This is a genomic window from Dyella sp. NPDC103356, assembly GCF_055584465.1.
Genome location: NZ_JBVJLZ010000004.1, coordinates 515,702 through 529,096, shown reverse-complemented (window position 1 = coordinate 529,096; position 13,395 = coordinate 515,702). Strand labels below are relative to the sequence as shown.

Here is a 13,395-nt window from a genome sequence, read left to right as displayed (position 1 = left end):
ATGCAGCAGTTGTTGAAAGGATTGGCGTGGCTTGTGGTAGGCGCTTGCATGTTGCTTGTGCTCGCCTTTGCATGGGGACGCTTGCGACCGCCCACTGAAGTGCAGGCTGCAGCGTTGGCGACGCTTCACGCTCCATGGAAACCCGTGCAGGGACGCAATGCTTATCCCTTGCTGTGGTTTTCTGATTTCGATGTGCCCTACGATCAGATCGATTCACTCTACGCCAAGGATAGCGAACGCATAGCGGCCTGGATGGCAGACCTTAGCTTGGATCACGCAACAATCTCAGATGCGCCGGGTCCTCACGCGCCTTATCCGGCATTGGCAGCCTTGGGAGAGGACAAGAGCCTGTTATGCGCCATGCGAGACGACGATTGCCTTGGCAAGGCCCGTGCCCATCCCGAAGCGCTACGGGCTGCGCTGGATCGTCATCATGCAAGGCTTGAGCGCGATCAGGCGCTTAGCCGCTACGACTACGCCTGGAATGATGTGCCTTCGCATTTGTTCGCGACGATTCCGAGCTATGGCGGCTCGTCAGGATTGTGGTCCAGTGCAGCCGCACTCGATTTTGTTGAAGGACGTACGCAGCAGGGCCTGGAAAGTGCCTGTACCCAGGCGCTGACCATGCGTCGCCTCCACGCTTATAGCAACACCATGATCGGTAGCATGGTATTCGCTGCGCGCTTACAGGGTGCCACCCGACTGTTCTTGCAGATGCTGAGCGAACTGCCCCCCGACGAGGCCGTGCCCGATAGCTGCTCCATGGCGTTCGCACCGGTCACTCCGGATGATGTGGACTTGTGCACCGTCATGCGAGAGGAGTTCGCTGGTTTCCTTGGCTCCGGCCTGTTAAAGCTGGATCGCAAGTGGTACCAAAACTGGCGACTATCCGAGGCTGGCATGCAGCGTCTGGCGGCTCCGGTTTACGCCGTGTCGTGTAACGAGCGAGCGCGCGAGCAACTGTTGTCCGACCGGCGATTCGAGGCACAGTCGATGAATCCCGACCCGGATTTGTTCGACTGGGTATCCAACTGGGCCGGTGTCATCCGCCTTGATATATCCACGATCAATTTCAACGCTTATTACAATCGCCAGCAAGATACGGCTGCCGTCCTGCGTCTGGGCGCGACGGTACTGTGGTTGCGCCAGACGCATAATGACCACCGGCCGCTCGACGCGCGACTGGCGCAACGCCCTGCATGGATGCAGGTGTCCAGCGATCGAGGCCTGAAACTCTCGCCCGATAACAGGAGTCTGCACATGGGCGACCATGGCAACTACCCGACGTGGTCCGGCGAGTGGCCGTTACCTAAGGGGCTCTAGGCGGGAAAGCTTGCTATCGAGATGCCCGACTTATCAATCGGGCTTCGGTGCCGTCAGCTTGATCTCATAGATAAGCGGCCAGCGTTTGCCAGTGACGAACAAACGATCGTGCGCAGCGTCGTAGGCGATGCCGTTGAGTACGTCATTGTTCGGATCGATGGTTTCTTCCGGCTTTGGTCCAAGGCCGGTCAGATCGATCCAGCCGACGACCTTGCCGGTGGCAGGATCGATGCGCGCAATGCGATGGGTCAGCCACACGTTCGCATACAGCTGGCCTTTGACCCACTCTATTTCGTTGAGGTTGGCGAGTGGTTGATCGTTGACGGTGACATCGATCTTTCCGGTCTGCTGCAACGTCTCCGGGTCGAGAATGCGAATGGTCGGCGTGCCATCGCTCATGAAAATGCGATGGCCATTCTGGGTGAGCGCCCAGCCTTCGCCCGGATAGTCGAACTGCCCGATCGGCTTGAAACTGTCCAGATCGTAGATAAAGCCGTGGTGCGACTGCCAGGTGAGCTGTATCAGCTTGTTCTTCCAGGCAACGATGCCTTCGCCATAGTCGGACGTATCGAGATTGGCGCGCTGGATCACTTCGCCGGTCTTCGGATCCACCTTGCGGATGGACGAGTGATGTATCTCGCCGGTCGCCTCGTAGAAGTAACCGTTCTGAAAGAACAGACCCTCGGTATAGGCGCGGGTGTCATGCGGATAGGTGTGCACCACTGTGTAGCCGTACACAGGGGTGGCGTCCTTTGCCTGCAGAAAACAACCGGCACACAGTGCGATAAGGGCGAACAGGGCAATGATTCGTTTCATGTCTCGATAGTCGCACGCAGCTCCTTGGCGGCTAACAATACCCATATCGAGGCCGATATCCCACTGACGGCTGGGAGGCGCGTTTCATTGTCCCGACGATACCGAGGGAAAATCTTGCGATCGGGAAATGCTACGACCAACGCAAGGGCCACCGTTTGCCGCCCACGTTATTGACGACCAGGGCAAGCGCCAGCAACAAGCCCACACCGCACAGTACGGGGGTAAGCAGGAACAGCAGGCTTGCCTTGCCGCCCAGCATGATGACGATGGGATTCGCGCCGGCCGGCGGATGCACGGTTCGCGTCAGCTCCATCAGAGCGATCACCAGGCCGACGGCCAGACCCACACTCCAGATACTGCTGCCGGCAAGCCACAGCATGGCCAAGCCTACGGACGCGGTAAGCAGATGGCCGAACACAAGATTGCGTGGTTGCGCAAACGGGCTCTCGGGTGCGGCGAACAGCAGCACGCAGGATGCGCCAAACGGGGCGATCAGCACGGTCTGATGCAAACCTTGGCCCGCAAGGCCCAGCACAACGATTGCTGCCGTACCGCCGATGAAGCCGCGTATGGCGAAGTTGAATTTGGGCAGGGACACGCTTGCTGCCCCGGGGACCATCGCCCCGGGGTTCTTGTTGATTTCCGTCATGCGTGCGGCGGCCGCTCAGGTGAGTTTGTAGGAGGCGGCGCCGGTGCCGGCGAGATTGCCGCCGTCGACGATCAGGTACTCTGGGCGAATCGGCTTCTTCTCGAAGAAGTTCTGCAGGATTTCCAGCGTGCCCGCCGCGTAGCGCGCCTGGGCGGAAAGTGACGTGCCCGATATATGCGGCGTCATGCCTTGATTGGGCATGCGGCGCCACGGGTGGTCGATCGGTGCCGGCTGCGGAAACCAGACATCACCGGCATAGCCGGCCAACTGGCCGGACTCCAGCGCACGCACTACTGCATCGCGATCGCACAAGGCACCTCGCGCCGTATTGATGAGATACGCGCCACGCTTGACCAGGGCAAACATCTTGTCGTCGAACATGCCCTGCGTGGACGGATACAGCGGCGTCTGAAGATTGATTACGTCGCAAACCTTGACCAACGACTCGGGTGTCTCGTGGAAGGTCGCATTCAGTTCTTTCTCGATCTCAGGCGAGAGACGGTGCGGATCGTAATAATGCAGGTGTACGTCGAAGGGTTTCATGCGACGCAATACGGCCAGACCAATACGCCCGGCGGCGATCGTGCCGAAATGCATGCCTTCGACGTCGTAGCTGCGACTGACGCAATCGGCGATGTTCCAGCCGCCGTTGTTGGCGATCTGGTGAGATGGCAGGTAGTTGCGAACCAGGGACAGCACCATCATCACCACATGCTCGGCAACGCTGATGCTGTTGGAGAACGTGACTTCCGCGACGGTGAGACCATGTTCGGAGGCCGCCTTCAAATCCACATGGTCCGAACCGATGCCGGCGGTAATGGCGAGCTTGAGGTTCTTGGCCTTGGCTATGCGTTCGGCGGTCAAGTAGGCCGGCCAGAACGGCTGCGATATGACGACATCGGCGGTCGGCAGGTGCTTGTCCAGCACCGAATCGGCGCCTTCCTTGTCGCTGGTCACGATCAGTTCGTGACCGTTGGCTTCCAGGTACTTTCTAAGGCCCAGTTCGCCCGATACGCAGCCGATCAGTTCGCCGGGCCTGAAGCCGAGTTCGCCGGCGGGCGAAGGCACCGTCTGGCCATTGGGATAGCCCTTGATGACGGGGACATCATCGCGCGCATAGGCCGGCGGATAGCCGGTAACCGGATCGGGATACAGGACGCAAAGAACCTTGGCCATGAAACACTCCAGTGGTGGGTTGATGACGTGGCAGCCACGTTGTCCCAGCAGTCTGGATGCGCATCTTCGACGACGGCCAATCGTTTGTCGGTATGCCGTGATAAGCGTTACTTATCTAGCCATGGCGCGGCGCAGCAGTTCTACTCAAGAGGCGAGCCAGGGGGCTGGCCTTTCAAGCACACCATCCAATCGTCCTTGCAAGTCCAGCTGCGGGGTCATATCCCACGCAGCGCCGACGACGGCGGGCGGCGTCTCCTGGCGCAGCCGCAACAAACTCATGGCAGATAGTTGCTGTGGTTCGAGCGGACGGATATTGATGCCGCTCGCCAGGAAGTAATCCGGCAGAGCACTGACTGGCGCGATGCTGCAAACCTCGCCTGTACGCACCTCTTCGTAAAGCACGCTCAAGGTATTGGTTTCGACCACGACGTTGGGCGCGACGCCCGCTTGCAGGAATGCCGCGTCGACGATCTTGCGGTTCTGCATCTCGTGATTGAACAGGCACAGCGGAAGACGGGCAGCCTCCGCCCAGCTGTAAGAAGACTTGTTGGGCAGGCCGGCCTGGTCGCTGGACAGCAGGACGAAACGTTCCGAATACAGCACGATGCCTTCTATGGCCGCATCGGAGCCATCCGCATAGGCAATGCCGAGATGAATTTCCTTGTTCTTCAAACGATGAAAAATATCGCGCGTGCTCAAGGAAAACACTTCCAGCGTAAGCTTCGGGATCGCACGGCGATATTCACTGGCCAGCATGGACACGGCGCGCAGCGCCGAGGGCACGGTGCCGATGGCCAGATGACCGCCGGCGACTAATTGCGCAAGCGCGGCCTCCTGGCGAAGGCCCTCCAGTGAGGCCAACGTCTGCCGTGCCCACACCAGCACCCGCTCGCCTTCGGGCGTGAAACCCTGAAAACGACGATCACGGAGAATGATCATGATCCCCAGCTCGCGTTCGAGCTGACGGATACCAGCCGACAATGCCGGCTGGGACACCCAGCAGCTTTCGGCGGCATGCGCGAAATGCTTGTGTTCGGCTAGCGCGACGAGATAGTGGAGTTGCCTGACGAACATGGGATTCTCTGCATGGACAAGAGGTTTCGACTCGGAATGCTCGCTGAGTTTTTCAGGAACGGTATCAGCCGCAACCGGCCCTGGCGTTGCAGCTCGTCGCGACTAAAAGCAATCTCTCCTACGGGTCATCTCGGCGAAGGCCGGAATGACGAGTAGGAGAGATGTCTGGGAAGGCGCCTGTCATCGTCATCGTCATGAACCTATAACCTTTTCAAAGAACCCGTCAACGGAGACATCATGAGCAACCTCATCGAAGGCGGCTGCCTGTGCGGCGCCATCCGTTATCGTGCTACGAGTGCGCCGATCGCGGCTACGCTCTGCCACTGCAAAAGCTGCCGCCTTGCGACCGGAGCACCCTCTGTCGCATGGGCCGTTTTCCGGAAGGAAGATTTCGTCTTCGTCTCGGGGCAGCCCAAGGAGTTTTCGTCATCACCCGATGTGGTGCGTAGTTTCTGCGATACGTGCGGAACGCCATTGACCTACCGGCGTCCGTCAAAAGCAAACACGATCGATGTCACCACGGCCACCCTCGATGCAGCCGGTGATTTTGCGCCCACCAAGGAAATCTGGGTGGAAGAGAAACTCGCCTGGGAGTGCCTGAACGATCGCATGCCTCACTACGCAAGGAGCAGCGTGGGAGCGACACCCATCGTTTCGCCATAGGACTTCTTGCGGCAATCTTTCTGACCGCCTAAGAGAAAAGAAAGAGACAGCGAGGATAGTAGCCAACGTTCGGATAGAACATCACATCGACGGGACGTCGTTTTCTTTGCCGGCAAAGCCATTTGCCCAACCGCGACGGCTGCCATGAATCCAGGTAACACAAGCTTTACTCCGTCGAGCACCGACAGCCGCGTCCTGCTCACGTTGCTTGGGCTCTACTCGTTCGTTATTTTCCCGATCTTGCGCGCGGACCAGTACTACAACGATGACCTGAAGCGCGCACTGATCGGCCACGGTTCCTGGGATGCTACCGGGCGACCTCTCACTACGTTATTGATGAGGATGCTGCAGGCCTACGACCCTGCCATGGTCGATATCTCGCCGTTGACGCAGATGGGGGCGATCCTCATTCTTGCCTGGACCGGTGTGCTCATCGCACGACGCTACGTCTTCGCTTCGCCCTGGATCGCGGCGCTGGCCGCATTCCCGCTCGGGGCGCAGCCTTTCTTTCTGGAGAACCTGTCCTACAAGTTCGATGCCTTGAGCATGAGCCTGGCGATATTCTTTGCGCTGCTCCCCATCGTCATGCTTCGACAGTCGCGCCAACGATGGTGGCTGGGTATCGCATCGATTTTCGTCAGCCTGGATTTCTATCAAGCCGCCATCAATGCGTATCTGGTTTTTGTCATCCTAGATGTTCTGCTTGGACAGCTTGAAGAAAAAACGCCGCGGCAACTTATCAGACAGTTTGCATCACGGGTACTTCAGGCAGGCCTGGCGATGCTCTTGTATCAGCTCATCATTGGGGTTCATATCAATGGCTGGGTAAGGATGCACAGCGAGAAGATTCACAGCTTGCAACAGCTGCCCCTGATTGCCTCGAACTTCGTCAACTTCTACACCTACATTGGCGCCAACTTCAGCGAGCAATGGCAGCTCTATTTCTCGCCGATTCTGCTTTGCATGCTGGCGCTTCCGGCAATCGTCAGCGTTCGCTATGCGCTCCGCGTCGATGTTGCGACGGCCCGGACGAGAGTGGCCCTTTTTGCGGCCGGCCTGCTTACACCCCTCGCCGCACTTGCATGCGCACTTGGACCCATGTTGATCCTGGAGAAACCACTCTTTGTGCCGCGCGTGCTGATCGGCTTCGGCGCACTGTTGGCGGCCGGTCTGATACTGGCGCAGGCCGCATTGCGGCAATGGCGTGTTTCGGACAAGTGGGCGTTGGCCGTCGGAGGCATTCTTGCCCTTGGCATGTGCGTCATAGCCAGCGCATATGGCAACGCATTGCGTGAGCAAAAGAACTACGAAACGCGTATCGCCGCCCATCTGGCAGACGATCTTGCTGGCCTGAAGGGTGACGGCATCATCGATGCTTTCATGCTGGATGGATCAGCGGGATATTCACCGGTTACCGCGCATGTCGCCAGTCAGTTCCCCATCATCTATCAGCTGATCTCCCCGTATCTTTCTGCCGAAGATCGCTTCCACTCGCATGCGTTTCTCAGCTACTACGTTTCGGGCGTGACGGATATGCGAGTCGACGAGAGTCCGGCGAACCTTTCGCTGATCTCGCGCATGCTGGCGCAAACCTGCACCGTACCGGCGTCATACATCACCGGCGCCTATAGCGTGCACGTGATTGTCCGCACCGCGGTGGTGACATTCAGTCAGGCCGCCCCCGAACGCTGTGACGTGGCGACCGCGCACCCCTAGGCGAACCATGCTCGACGCTCCTGCTCGGACAACGACAGCGCGACAGCTTGACCGCTGGCGGACGATTCCATGGCGGCTTCGAGCACCGCCATCACGGTAATCGCCTGTGCGGCGGTAACGGGATTGGCGCCTCTGCCAAGCACCGCATCGCGCAAGGCGATGTAGTACTGACGTTGGTCACCCAAGGGCGCAGGCAACGTTGTCGCCTTGCCTTCGCCGTCGTAGATCAAGATCGGGTCGGGGTCTTCGCCCCAACCTGCACTGCCTGGGTGAACACCTGCGAGCAGTTGGGCTTCCTGCCGGTCGGCGTGTGTCTTGACCAGGCTGGCTTGCGTGCCGTGTAACGTGAAACGCGCGCTACCGCCGGCCACCAGCATGCTGGCATGCACAATGACGCGGCGCGTACCGTACATCAGCACGACGTGCGCCCAGTCCGTTACTTCGCCATCATCACGTTGTATGGCCAGACTTGCCAGTACCCGATCGGGCAGGCCGAACAGCAGCAATGCCTGATCGATCAGATGAGGCCCCAGGTCGTACCAAAGGCCACTGCCCGCTCCGGGCTGTTCGCGCCAGCGCACGCGCACTTGTGGGCGGAAGCGATCGATATGCGACTCGAAATGCTTCACCCCACCCAGCACACCGTTTGCCATCGCCTGCTGCACACCCAGAAAATCACTATCCCAGCGGCGGTTCTGAAATACCGACAACAGCTTATCTTGCTGCTCCGCGACGGCCGCCAGTTCGCGCGCCTGCGCAAGATCGAGCGCAAAAGGCTTGTCCACGACAACATGCTTGCCCGCTTCCAAGGCGGCGCGCGCCAAGGGAGCATGCGTATCGTTGGGCGAGGCAATCACCACCAGGGATATGCCCGGATCTGCGATAACAGCGTGCACGTCAGCTACGACAGCCACCTGCGGCAGGTCCGCATGTACCTTGGCCGCGTCGCGCGATACCACGGTGGCGAGTTCCAGGCCGGGGACGCTGCGGATCAGCGGCGCATGAAAGGTCTTGCCGGCGTAGCCGTAGCCGATCAGGGCCGCGCGTATGGGTGAGGGCATGAGTGGTGCTCGGCTGTGACTATCGATGGGTATCTGATGGTAGAGCACAAAGCCGGCTAACTGACACCCACGACAATTCCACCAGCAATCCAATCGGCGAGAAAGGCGCCAGCTTTGGCGATTCCCGCTTCTTCACCCAGATGTTCGACCATGGCGTCACACAACGCACTGAAACGCGCGTCATCGCGCAGCGACAACAGGGCGGCGTGCTCTGCGCTATCGATCGACTTGATTCGACACGTGAAGCCGTTGCGCCACACGATCAGGCCGCCAGGCGTGTCGAGCATCTCGCTCTCCGGTGCCGCAGCGCCATCCTCCAGCGCCGACCAGATGTCGTTCGCGTTCGTCGACATGGCGCGCTGACGCAAGCTTGGGCTGAGCGACAAGCGAGCGGTATCCCAATCGACCTCATGCCATACATCGCCGGATAGATGTGGCGCGTCGGCAGCAACGAACGACTCGGAAAGCGCCCATTCGATCCATGCCAACTCATGCACATCGGGATTGTGTGGAAACACCGACTTCAAGGTGTCGCCGAAGTCGATGCCATAGGCATCCAGTGTCCAGGCATGGGGTGGGTGGGTGTCGATGTGGGCTATGGCGGCCTTGAGGAAGAGCTCGTCGCCCAGCCATGCATGCAGCTGCGGAAAACTTGCCTGAAGACAGCCGACAAGCTGCGCACGATAGTTGTTCTGGTAAACGGTCAGACCCGTTGCAGCGCTCTTGCCCAGGCGCTCTTGCGTATCGGTGGCGGAGCTGACCAGCCACGCGCGCAAGTCCCGCTGCATGTCGATCAGGTTCATGCAGCCTCCCGCAGGCCACGCCGGCGATGACCGATCTCGCGCGCCGTACCGAGCTCGTCGAGCAATTCAGTCAGCGGCGGAATCGCATCGTCGCGCTCGATCATCGTCGCCACCGGGCCAAGCATGGATGACGCCATGGCATACAGTGCCCATACGTCTGCGCACACCGGTTGGTCGTGCGTGTCGATCAGAATGCCAGGGCCTTGCGTGTGGCCTGCCAGATGCACCTGGCGTACGCGATCTGCAGGTATGCCGCGCAGATAGGCATGCGCATCCAGGCCGTGGTTGCTCGCGCTGACAAAAATATTGTTGATATCCAACAGCAGTCCGCAGCCCGTACGGCGAGACATTTCGTCGAGAAATTCCCACTCGCTCATCGACGCGCCATCGAATGCGATGTAGCTCGACGGGTTCTCGAACAGCATCGCCCTACCCAGAACGTCCTGCGCCATCGCAATGTTGCGACAGACCACGTCCAGAGCCTCCTCCGTATACGGCAGAGGCAAAAGATCGTGCGAGTTGAAGCGGTCAATACGCGACCAGCTCAGATGGTCGGAGACGAACAGCGGATCGATATCGTCCGCAAGCTGGCGCAAACGATTCAAATAGGCCCGGTCGAGACCGTCGGCCGAGCCGATCGACATGGATACGCCATGCAGCGCCACCGGATGGCGTTCGCGCACCTGCCTGAGAATGTGCCGCGGCTGGCCGCCATCCACCATGAAGTTTTCGGAGATCACTTCGACAAAGTCGACCGGCACCTCGGTGTCGAGAAAGTCGCGGTAGTGTTCCTTGCGCAAGCCCAGGCCGTAACCGGAGAACGTTGGTGGTGGTGTGTACATGACGGCTCCTGTCGGATCATAGGTGGCGGGCCCGGAGTGCGAGCCCGCCGTGTGATTACTTCGGCTCGGTCAGCGTGCCGCCGGCGGCCAGGCAGTCGGTCTTGGTCTTGACGATCACGCCCTGCCCCTTGCAGGTGTTCAGGCCCTTGCAATCGTTCTTGGCCGTGGCGCAGAGGCTGGTGCCCTTGCAGGTGTTGACGCCGTAGCAGCGGCCCAGCTCTTCTTTCGGCGCGGTCTTTTGATCGGCGGCGCTGGCGATGGAACTGATCGATGCTGCGAAGGCAAAGAGGGCGGCTGCGGCGGCAAAGCTGGTGCGGGTCTTGGTGGCGATCATGGTGATGTTCTCCTTAGGGATATGGCCCGGATGGACCTTGAGTAGTGGATGGTTGGTTATGGTGGTGCCGGCTTACTTCACGCTCTGCGCGGCGTCTTCGATCACCTGGGCGACCGCTTCGGGCTGCGAGATGTAGACGACATGGCTGGCCTTGATCTCGGTGACTTTCGAGCCCGCGCGCTTGTACATCCAGCGCTGCAGATCGGGGCTGAGTGCGCGGTCATCGGTGGTCACGACCGCCCAGGTCGGCTTGGTGTGCCAGGCAGCTACCTGCATCGTGGCGCCGAAGGCGGCGGCGGTTGCCGGCACCTGCGAAACGGCCATGAAGTTGGTGCGGTTCGGCGTCAGGTCGCCGGCGAAGTCGGCGCCGAACTTGCTCTCGTCGAAGAACAGATGGCCATCGCGTGTCGCAACGACATCGTTGCTGGGCGCCGGCATCGACGCGACCAGCTGCGCCAGGCTCTCGCCCACGTCCGGCTGCACTGCGGCGACATAGACCAGGGCCTTGACCTTGTCGCGGTTACCGGCCTGGGTGATGACCGCACCGCCATAGCTGTGGCCGACCAGGACCACCGGGCCATCCTGCTTGCGGATCTGTTCGCGGGTCTGCTCGATATCGTTGGCCAGGGTTTCGATACGCGGCTGCACGACGCTTACCGTGTAACCCTTGTGCACCAGGATGTCGTGGACGACACGCCAACCGGAACCGTCGACGAAGGCGCCAGGCACGATCACGATGTTCTTTACGCCGGTCGGCGCATCCGCGGCAGCGGCCGTTCCGGTCAGTGCCATCATGGCGATGGCGAGGCTCAATAGTTTACGCATGGTGTTTTACCTGCAGTGGTTGTGAAAGGAAGACAGCGTTCAGCGATGAGCGCGCCAGGAGCGCAAGACACGGTCGAGCGACCAGTTGCCTCCACCGCGCGCCACCAGCGGCAGCAACAAACCGGCCCAGCTCAGGTGCGTCGGCCATGCATCGGGATAGACGAAGATCTCGATGACCGTGGTCATGCCAAGCAGTGCAAGCGCCGATGTCCGGGTAAAAAGACCGAGCACCAGCAGCAGAGGAAACAGATGCTCGGCGCCTGTCGCCAGGCGAGCCGCCCACTCGGACGGGATCAGCGGCAACGCGTATTCGGAGGCGAACAGGTCATAGGTAGATGGCTTGATCGTCAGGATGCCTTCGACCTTGGTACGCCCCGAGAGGAAGAACACCGAAGCCACGCCCCAGCGCGCGACCGCCAGCAGCAAGTCGTCCGACAAGATCCGCGACCGCCATGTCGCCACTGCCGAACCGGCATGGCGCCATGACGACGAAGACGTCGCCTGTTCGACCGTGGAAATCACGACTTGGCCTCGAGCGAGCCGTAGCCCTTGGGCGTCTTGATCTGCGTGCAGGTGCCTTTCTCAACCAGCACCCAGGCGTTGCCCTGGTAGTCGGCCTTCGATGTACCGGCGCAGCTGGTGCCCGCGCCGGCGGCGCAGTCGTTCTTGCCGGCAAGCGCGACGCCGTAGCACTTTTCCATCGGCTTCTTGGCTTGGTCGGCATGCACGCCCGAGGCGAGTGTGGCCAGGCCCAGCGCAAAGGCGGCAGCAAGAGCGGAATGTGTGGCTTTCATGGATAAGCTCCTTGGGAAGTTGAGTGGCTGTGGTCGGAGGTCAGACCAGGGTGATCGCGACGTCGATGTTTCCGCGCGTCGCCTTGGAGTAAGGGCAGGTCTGATGGGCCGCTTCGATCAGGCTCTGCGCGACGCTGCGCTCGATGCCCGGCAGGCTCACGTCGAGACGGGCCTGGATGAAGTAGCCGCCTTCGCCGGTGCCCAGATCCACTTCGGTCGCCACCGCCACATCGGCGGGCAAGCGGACATTGAGCGTGCGTGCGGCATGGCCCATGGCGCCGATAAAGCAGGCTGACCAGCCAGCGGCCAGCAGTTGTTCGGGGTTGGTGCCCGTGCCGGCCGAGCCGGGCGTGGACAGCTTGATGTCGAGGCGATTGTCGGAGCTGCGCGACTCGCCTTCGCGGCCACCGGTGGTATAGGTGCGGCCGGTATAGAGAACGGTATCGATCTTGCTCATGGTTCGGTTTCCTGTGCGTAGAAGGGATGGGCTGTTGGCCAGCCGGTGTGCATAGGAGACGATCCGCACGTATCGTCGATGTGTCCCGCCAGGTGCCCAAGCGCATCGAAATGTGTCGCGGCGACCGCCCGATACATTTCGGTACAAATCGGCCATGCCGGCCCCTCGACCGGGCCTGGCCTCGTCTGTACATAGAGATACAAATCGCCGGTATCGCGGACACGTTCGGGACAAGCCGGGCTCGTTCAATAGGCACGTCCGGGCGCAGCGCGCCCCTTGCCTCTTGCAGAGATCCACACCATGACCTTTCTACGTCCCGCCATCACCTTGATCGCCATAGGCATGGCGCTTGTCGCCGCGTGGCCCGGCCGCTGGGCGACCGCCGGCGCCGGGGATTCCCAGGCTGTTGCCATCGCGCCCGAAATTGCAGGCTCCGAGGCCTGGCTCAATTCGCCGCCGTTATCGTCGGGTGAGCTTCGCGGCAAGGTGGTGCTGGTCGAGTTCTGGAGTCGTGAATGCATCAATTGCGTGCACACGCTGCCGCACACCAGGGCGCTCTATGACACGTTCGGCAAGGACGGGCTGGTTATCGTCGGCGTCCATACGCCTGAGTACGAAGAGGAGCGCGATCCCGATGGCGTAAAAGCGGCCATGCGCGAGTTCGACATCCATTGGCCGATCGTCATCGACAACGACTACCGCATCTGGAAGGCCTTCGGCAATCGTTTCTGGCCGGCGCTCTATCTGATCGATCGCGACGGGCGCATTGTCTATCGCCACTATGGCGAGGGAAACTACGACACTACCGAGCAACGTGTCCGCCAGCTTCTCGCCAAGCACTGACCCGTTCCACACGCATCCC

16 protein-coding genes are annotated in these 13,395 nt (G+C 60.6%); 4 read left to right on the top strand and 12 right to left on the bottom strand.

Features of this window, described 5'->3' with window-relative positions; translation table 11 throughout:
* Nucleotides 1-48: 48 nt before the first annotated feature.
* The gene (locus ACZ6WW_RS12200; RefSeq protein WP_465274424.1) at nt 49-1,323 is read left to right on the top strand and encodes a hypothetical protein; all 1,275 of its coding nucleotides are present in this window, start codon (nt 49-51) and stop codon (nt 1,321-1,323) included.
* A gap of 33 nt (nt 1,324-1,356) precedes the next feature.
* On the opposite strand, the gene ACZ6WW_RS12195 is transcribed toward ACZ6WW_RS12200, so the two are convergent.
* The 4 genes from ACZ6WW_RS12195 to ACZ6WW_RS12180 all read right to left on the bottom strand — a co-directional run bounded on the left by ACZ6WW_RS12195 (nt 1,357) and on the right by ACZ6WW_RS12180 (nt 5,038).
* Nucleotides 1,357-2,139, bottom strand: a complete 783-nt coding sequence (locus tag ACZ6WW_RS12195; RefSeq protein WP_465274423.1) for a glutaminyl-peptide cyclotransferase — start codon at nt 2,137-2,139, stop codon at nt 1,357-1,359.
* 130 nt (nt 2,140-2,269) lie between these two features.
* A complete protein-coding gene (locus ACZ6WW_RS12190; protein WP_465274422.1) occupies nt 2,270-2,737 on the bottom strand; it encodes an HPP family protein in 468 nt (155 codons plus the stop codon).
* A gap of 66 nt (nt 2,738-2,803) precedes the next feature.
* The gene (locus ACZ6WW_RS12185) at nt 2,804-3,964 is read right to left on the bottom strand and encodes an NAD-dependent formate dehydrogenase (RefSeq protein WP_465274421.1); all 1,161 of its coding nucleotides are present in this window, start codon (nt 3,962-3,964) and stop codon (nt 2,804-2,806) included.
* 144 nt (nt 3,965-4,108) lie between these two features.
* A complete protein-coding gene (locus tag ACZ6WW_RS12180; protein WP_465274420.1) occupies nt 4,109-5,038 on the bottom strand; it encodes a LysR family transcriptional regulator in 930 nt (309 codons plus the stop codon).
* 237 nt (nt 5,039-5,275) lie between these two features.
* Between ACZ6WW_RS12180 and ACZ6WW_RS12175 the strand changes: the two genes are divergently transcribed.
* Both ACZ6WW_RS12175 and ACZ6WW_RS12170 read left to right on the top strand, forming a co-directional pair.
* Nucleotides 5,276-5,701, top strand: coding sequence for a GFA family protein (locus ACZ6WW_RS12175; RefSeq protein WP_465274419.1), 426 nt, complete (start codon nt 5,276-5,278; stop codon nt 5,699-5,701).
* Nucleotides 5,702-5,845: 144 nt separating this feature from the next.
* Nucleotides 5,846-7,417: a glucosyltransferase domain-containing protein gene (locus tag ACZ6WW_RS12170; RefSeq protein ID WP_465274418.1), complete on the top strand. Its 1,572-nt coding sequence runs from the start codon at nt 5,846-5,848 to the stop codon at nt 7,415-7,417.
* On the opposite strand, the gene ACZ6WW_RS12165 is transcribed toward ACZ6WW_RS12170, so the two are convergent.
* From ACZ6WW_RS12165 to ACZ6WW_RS12130, 8 genes are all read right to left on the bottom strand, one after another.
* Nucleotides 7,414-8,478, bottom strand: a complete 1,065-nt coding sequence (locus ACZ6WW_RS12165) for an oxidoreductase (protein WP_465274417.1) — start codon at nt 8,476-8,478, stop codon at nt 7,414-7,416. The genes ACZ6WW_RS12170 and ACZ6WW_RS12165 overlap by 4 nt on opposite strands.
* Before the next feature lie 56 nt (nt 8,479-8,534).
* A complete protein-coding gene (locus tag ACZ6WW_RS12160; protein WP_465274416.1) occupies nt 8,535-9,281 on the bottom strand; it encodes an HvfC/BufC family peptide modification chaperone in 747 nt (248 codons plus the stop codon).
* Complete coding sequence (gene bufB, locus ACZ6WW_RS12155; RefSeq protein WP_465274415.1) at nt 9,278-10,123, bottom strand: MNIO family bufferin maturase; 846 nt, start codon at nt 10,121-10,123, stop codon at nt 9,278-9,280. Before bufB ends, ACZ6WW_RS12160 begins: the two co-directional genes overlap by 4 nt.
* Nucleotides 10,124-10,178: 55 nt before the next feature.
* Entirely contained in the window at nt 10,179-10,457 is a 279-nt protein-coding gene (gene bufA2 / locus ACZ6WW_RS12150) for a BufA2 family periplasmic bufferin-type metallophore (protein ID WP_465274414.1), read from the bottom strand.
* Between the two features lie 72 nt (nt 10,458-10,529).
* On the bottom strand, nt 10,530-11,282 hold the full coding sequence (locus ACZ6WW_RS12145) for an alpha/beta fold hydrolase (RefSeq protein WP_465274413.1): 753 nt from the start codon (nt 11,280-11,282) through the stop codon (nt 10,530-10,532).
* Nucleotides 11,283-11,321: 39 nt separating this feature from the next.
* Entirely contained in the window at nt 11,322-11,804 is a 483-nt protein-coding gene (locus ACZ6WW_RS12140; RefSeq protein ID WP_465274412.1) for a DoxX family protein, read from the bottom strand.
* The gene (locus ACZ6WW_RS12135) at nt 11,801-12,076 is read right to left on the bottom strand and encodes a BufA1 family periplasmic bufferin-type metallophore (protein ID WP_281850912.1); all 276 of its coding nucleotides are present in this window, start codon (nt 12,074-12,076) and stop codon (nt 11,801-11,803) included. The genes ACZ6WW_RS12140 and ACZ6WW_RS12135 overlap by 4 nt, the downstream gene beginning before the upstream one ends.
* 40 nt (nt 12,077-12,116) lie before the next feature.
* Entirely contained in the window at nt 12,117-12,533 is a 417-nt protein-coding gene (locus ACZ6WW_RS12130; protein ID WP_465274411.1) for an organic hydroperoxide resistance protein, read from the bottom strand.
* A 300-nt stretch (nt 12,534-12,833) separates the two neighbouring features.
* On the opposite strand from ACZ6WW_RS12130, the gene ACZ6WW_RS12125 reads away from it, so the two are divergent.
* Nucleotides 12,834-13,376: a redoxin family protein gene (locus tag ACZ6WW_RS12125; RefSeq protein WP_465274410.1), complete on the top strand. Its 543-nt coding sequence runs from the start codon at nt 12,834-12,836 to the stop codon at nt 13,374-13,376.
* The last annotated feature ends 19 nt before the right edge of the window (nt 13,377-13,395 follow it).

Bases quoted from the DNA above. Each gene is read 5' to 3' on its own strand.
- bufA2 (WP_465274414.1), bottom strand. From the start codon at position 10,457: ATGATCGCCACCAAGACCCGCACCAGCTTTGCCGCCGCAGCCGCCCTC.
- ACZ6WW_RS12160 (WP_465274416.1), bottom strand. From the start codon at position 9,281: ATGAACCTGATCGACATGCAGCGGGACTTGCGCGCGTGGCTGGTCAGC.
- ACZ6WW_RS12180 (WP_465274420.1), bottom strand. From the start codon at position 5,038: ATGTTCGTCAGGCAACTCCACTATCTCGTCGCGCTAGCCGAACACAAG.
- ACZ6WW_RS12195 (WP_465274423.1), bottom strand. From the start codon at position 2,139: ATGAAACGAATCATTGCCCTGTTCGCCCTTATCGCACTGTGTGCCGGT.
- ACZ6WW_RS12130 (WP_465274411.1), bottom strand. From the start codon at position 12,533: ATGAGCAAGATCGATACCGTTCTCTATACCGGCCGCACCTATACCACC.
- ACZ6WW_RS12165 (WP_465274417.1), bottom strand. From the start codon at position 8,478: ATGCCCTCACCCATACGCGCGGCCCTGATCGGCTACGGCTACGCCGGC.
- ACZ6WW_RS12145 (WP_465274413.1), bottom strand. From the start codon at position 11,282: ATGCGTAAACTATTGAGCCTCGCCATCGCCATGATGGCACTGACCGGA.
- ACZ6WW_RS12185 (WP_465274421.1), bottom strand. From the start codon at position 3,964: ATGGCCAAGGTTCTTTGCGTCCTGTATCCCGATCCGGTTACCGGCTAT.
- ACZ6WW_RS12125 (WP_465274410.1), top strand. From the start codon at position 12,834: ATGACCTTTCTACGTCCCGCCATCACCTTGATCGCCATAGGCATGGCG.
- bufB (WP_465274415.1), bottom strand. From the start codon at position 10,123: ATGTACACACCACCACCAACGTTCTCCGGTTACGGCCTGGGCTTGCGC.
- ACZ6WW_RS12200 (WP_465274424.1), top strand. From the start codon at position 49: ATGTTGCTTGTGCTCGCCTTTGCATGGGGACGCTTGCGACCGCCCACT.
- ACZ6WW_RS12135 (WP_281850912.1), bottom strand. From the start codon at position 12,076: ATGAAAGCCACACATTCCGCTCTTGCTGCCGCCTTTGCGCTGGGCCTG.
- ACZ6WW_RS12170 (WP_465274418.1), top strand. From the start codon at position 5,846: ATGAATCCAGGTAACACAAGCTTTACTCCGTCGAGCACCGACAGCCGC.
- ACZ6WW_RS12175 (WP_465274419.1), top strand. From the start codon at position 5,276: ATGAGCAACCTCATCGAAGGCGGCTGCCTGTGCGGCGCCATCCGTTAT.